A 4,367-nucleotide genomic window follows, 5' to 3' on the forward strand; every position below is an offset into this window, starting at 1 on the left:
ATTTGGACAGGACATTGACCTTCCTACTAATTATAAGGATTTTTTTATGTGTATTAAAGGTTATATTTAACATTAGTGTCAATTACTAGGTTATATCTTCGGGTTGACAATAATTAATTTTATTTATGCAACGCTAGTGTAGAAGATTAAAAAATGAGGGCAATTTATAGTTATTGTTAATCCAGCAGTATAATTTCGTTATTAAGGAGTATTGTTGCCTGTTTCTGCGCCAGTTACTGCAGCAACTACTTTATCAAACATTAAAATAATCTGTTCTCTTAATAATCCTAGAGCTGCAACAACCGCAACCGCAATAACTCCAAGTACCAAACCGTACTCAGTCATACCTTGTCCTTGTTCTTCTGTGAATAAAGCTTTCATTTTTGCTTTCATTGTTAAAAACCCCTTTTCATTTTATTAGTTTGATAGAATGACCGACTTTCGTTCCGGTATTCCGGATCGTGCCTTCTGGCAGCTCGAACACGGAATACGCACCTTTGCAGCGCTTTCCCATTTTCGCAGGCTCTAGTTGTTCGTCCGTGCCCACAATCTCATTGTTCTCGTTGATGTAAAGAACATCGATGGAATAGTTCATAAAAAAGGTATGGATGGACCGGCAGGGCTGTATGTAGAGACTGTGGCCGTCTGACAAGCTGTCTGTCAGCATCAACCCTTTGAATCTGCTGAAAAAGGTATCTGCTATTTTCACATCCGCTGCCAATTCTTTGCCGTTCGATTCGTTCACAAGTCTCATTCCGCTTTTCACCTCCGACTGTACAAAAATAACCCCGCCTTTACCGAAAGGGGGGTAACTGAATACATATTTCATGTAATCCACCCTGATCTTTCGGTAGCTGGCTGGCTTAGCAATGAATTGCCGTAGCCCCTTTAGCTTTGCGTCGCTGGTTTTCACCAGGTTTGCCTTTATCGAGAAACAGTGTATATCCGACTGATCTCTTATCCACATCATAATTTGAAAGTCTCTTCAACAAAATCCACCAAAATTCCTGATTTTTCTAAAAATTCATCCGGTTCTTTTGAATCAGGAAAAATAAACTACCTTACCGATAGCTAGTACTTAAATCCCAGATTATGAATTTAACAATTTTTCCATGTTAATAACAAAGATGAATTAAGCAATTCGCATGAATATTTTGACATGCTCAATTGAATTATTAATAGGTATATCGATTTGTTTTCTATGAATTCTTCACCCTTGGATAGGACCTTTAACCATACCTTTTCCAAAATTTTTAGAAATTCATAATAAGTTTGCATTTCTTTTGAAAAACCGTCATGCTAAAAAGGGAAAAGACAACAAAGTAATAGAGCGAGCAGGTGAAAAAATGATTGAAATAAGAACTTCTGAAATTAGCGATGGTGAATTCAATAGAGGGGTATTCGCAAAACGTGATATTGCAAAAGGCGAATTGATCCATGAGGCTCCCGTTCTTTCTTATCCGAACGACCAGCATGTCCACATCGAGAAGACGGCGCTTGCTGACTATGCCTTCGAATATGGCATTAACCATTCTGCAATCCTCCTTGGTTATGGGATGTTATTCAACCACTCATATGAGCCTAATGCAACGTATGAAATCAATTTCGACAATCACACATTTGATTTCTATGCCTATCGCGATATCAGCGCTGGGGAAGAAATTTTCATTAATTATAATGGGGAAGAGGATAATAACGATCCACTCTGGTTCAACAAAGAAGAATAACAAGGAAAGCGGCTTCCATTTAGGAAGCCGCTCTTTTTATTAGGAGGGATCGTCCTATGTCTCAAGACAATCCAGTTCAACAATCACCGTGGTCCCTTGGCCTTTTTCACTGACAATCTTCATTGTGCCATTATGCTCCTGGATGATTTTATTGCTGACGGTCAGTCCAAGCCCGATTCCTTTATCTTTTGTGGTATAAAAAGGCGTTCCAAGGTATCGCAGCCGGTCCGATTCGATGCCTGCCCCCTCGTCGGCAATGCTTACCAGTACTTTACCCGGTTCATTCAACTGAAGGTCGATATAGATATTTCCGCCTTCTGCCATCGATTCAATCGCATTTTTTAAGAAGTTCAGAAATACTTGCTTTAGCTGGTGCGAATTGCATGACAGCTCGCAATTTTTTTCTGGATAATTAGTGATGATTTGGACATTATGCATTAGCGCCTGCGGATGAATGATGTTAATTGTGCTGTCAAGGATTGACTTCAGATCTTCTTTTACATACTGCACTGCCTGAGGCTTCGCCAGTGACATGAACTCATTGACAATCGTATCGATCCTGTCGAGTTCATTCATGATGATGGCAAGGTAATCCGCTTGCTTCTTCTTATCGAGACATGTCTGCAATAACTTCGAAAATCCCTTCAACGAAGTCAGCGGGTTGCGTATTTCATGAGCCACTCCCGCTGCCAGCTGACCGGTGACAGAAAGCCTGTCAAGATTCCGGATGGTAGCATCCTGCTTGACCCGGTCCGTAATATTTCTGCCGACACTGACAAAGGACTCTATCTCTTTTTTCTCATTATATATCGGTGAAAAATTGTACTCTGTGTAAACCGTAATTTGATCACAAGTCGTAAATTTCTTCCGTAAAATCTGCGGCTCGCCTGTTTCGATAATTTCTGCCAGTTTTTTATCAAGAATGGCATCTTCCTCAGGAGACAAAAATTCACTCAGGCTTCTGCCTACAATTTGTTCCGGCTTCAGACTGATTACTTTTTCATGTGAGGGTGAAGCATACACAATAACCTTATCCTTATTAATCACCTTGATCATGTCAGTCGTATTTTCGGTGATCAATTCATACAATTCCCGGGTTCTATTTAGTTCACGCTCCATGCTCACTATTTTGGTGATATCACGGTATATCGCAATGATCGCTATGATTTTTCCGTGCTTATTTCGGAAAGGAGAATAAGAGACTGCAATATCCAGCATTGACCCATCTTTATGGAATCGTTTCGTTATCATATTGGTAAATGCTTTTCCATTCTGGACTTCAGAAATGATTCCCGGGACGAAATCGGGATTTGAAAACTCATAAAAAGTTCTCCCAATCAAGTCTTCTTCTGTATAGCCGAAAATTTCCGTGTACTTATGGTTGATCCTTAAAAAACGATTCTCCATATCGACAATAGCAAATCCGTCAGCCGTGCAATCCAGAAATAAACTCAGCAGTTCATCAGGATTATAGTTCGTTTCATCATCTGTTCCAAATATAGGGAAACTACTTCGCATAGAGATCTCTCCAAACTTTTTCAACCTTATAACTCTATTTTACAGAAGATTATGATATTAAAAAAGAAGTATTTGGTTATCTCTCTAGTAAAAGTAAAAACCGCTATCTCTAAAAGATAGCGGCAGGAATTGTTATAAGGACAAATGAGCGATTACTTTATCCACCGCAGCCTCCGCCTGATCGATACAACCAGGTATGCCAACACCCTCGAATGACCCTCCGGCAAGGAAGACACCAGGGAGCTCCTCGTCGAGTTGCTTTTTAACATGGACAATCTTTTCAAGATGCCCAACCGTATATTGCGGCATCGCTTTTCTCCATCTCGTTACAACATGGAAAATTGGTTTTGCGGTGATATTAATCGTCTTGTTCAAATCTTTTAAAACCAGTTCAACGATTTCCTCATCTGATAGTTCGACTGCTTCCTGGTCATCCGGTTTGCCTACATAGCATCGGAGCAATGCCATATCTTCAGGAGATGTGCCGGGCCATTTCTTGTGTGTCCAAGTACATGCGGTGATCCGAAAATCGCTGTTTCTGGAAACAAGGAAGCCAGTTCCGTCGATATCCTTTTCAATCGCCGATTTCGGAAATGCCATCGCGACATTTGCCACCGAATTGGATGGCATTTCTTTGAACTGTTCCATGAATGCATACTCCGAAAGCATGCGCTGCGCATGGAAATGATCCGTCGTGATGACGACACTGTCCGCTGATTCAACCTCTCCAGTTTCAAAATGGACTTGATAGGTACTGCCTGTTTTCACTACCTTTTTTACAGCACTTTCCTTGACGACTGTTCCTTCTTCCAGGCGGCTTTCAACCTGGTGAATCAGCTCCTCAAGGCCTGTCGACAATGAGATGAACATTCCTTTTTTGGAGGCAGGCTTTTTAGCTGTTTTTGGCGGCTTTGGCATCGACTTATTTAATCCAATCACAAGGCTCCGATGCTTCTGCTCGATTTCATAGAAATTCGGGAACAAAGCCATTAAGCTGAGCTCATCAATATCACCCGCATAGATACCTGATAATAGTGGATCAATCAGGTTGTCGACTACCTCATCACCTAGCCGATGGCGGAAAAAGGCTCCAAGCGACTGGTCTGCTTTCGGCTCGCCTTT

5 protein-coding genes and 1 riboswitch are annotated in these 4,367 nt (G+C 41.1%); of the genes, 1 reads left to right on the plus strand and 4 read right to left on the minus strand.

The window, feature by feature from the left end; genetic code table 11:
- Positions 1–201 precede the first annotated feature (201 nt).
- Both ACH0QE_RS11780 and ACH0QE_RS11785 read right to left on the minus strand, forming a co-directional pair.
- Positions 202–393 (minus strand): Flp family type IVb pilin, encoded by a 192-nt coding sequence (locus ACH0QE_RS11780; protein ID WP_415800841.1) that lies wholly within the window; start codon positions 391–393, stop codon positions 202–204.
- Positions 394–409: 16 nt separating this feature from the next.
- The gene (locus tag ACH0QE_RS11785; protein ID WP_415800842.1) at positions 410–829 is read right to left on the minus strand and encodes a DUF192 domain-containing protein; all 420 of its coding nucleotides are present in this window, start codon (positions 827–829) and stop codon (positions 410–412) included.
- 17 nt (positions 830–846) lie between these two features.
- Positions 847–933: riboswitch (cyclic di-GMP riboswitch) on the minus strand.
- 413 nt (positions 934–1,346) lie between these two features.
- On the opposite strand from ACH0QE_RS11785, the gene ACH0QE_RS11790 reads away from it, so the two are divergent.
- Positions 1,347–1,727, plus strand: coding sequence for an SET domain-containing protein (locus ACH0QE_RS11790; protein ID WP_415800843.1), 381 nt, complete (start codon positions 1,347–1,349; stop codon positions 1,725–1,727).
- Between the two features lie 54 nt (positions 1,728–1,781).
- Here ACH0QE_RS11790 and ACH0QE_RS11795 read toward each other — a convergent pair whose 3' ends face one another.
- Complete coding sequence (locus ACH0QE_RS11795) at positions 1,782–3,245, minus strand: PAS domain-containing sensor histidine kinase (RefSeq protein WP_415800844.1); 1,464 nt, start codon at positions 3,243–3,245, stop codon at positions 1,782–1,784.
- Positions 3,246–3,377: 132 nt separating this feature from the next.
- On the minus strand, positions 3,378–4,367 hold a 990-nt coding region (gene hemG, locus ACH0QE_RS11800; protein ID WP_415800845.1), incomplete at its 5' end, for a protoporphyrinogen oxidase.

Origin of the sequence: Mesobacillus sp. (genome assembly GCF_047739415.1) — a bacterium.
Classification (GTDB): domain Bacteria; phylum Bacillota; class Bacilli; order Bacillales; family Cytobacillaceae; genus Mesobacillus.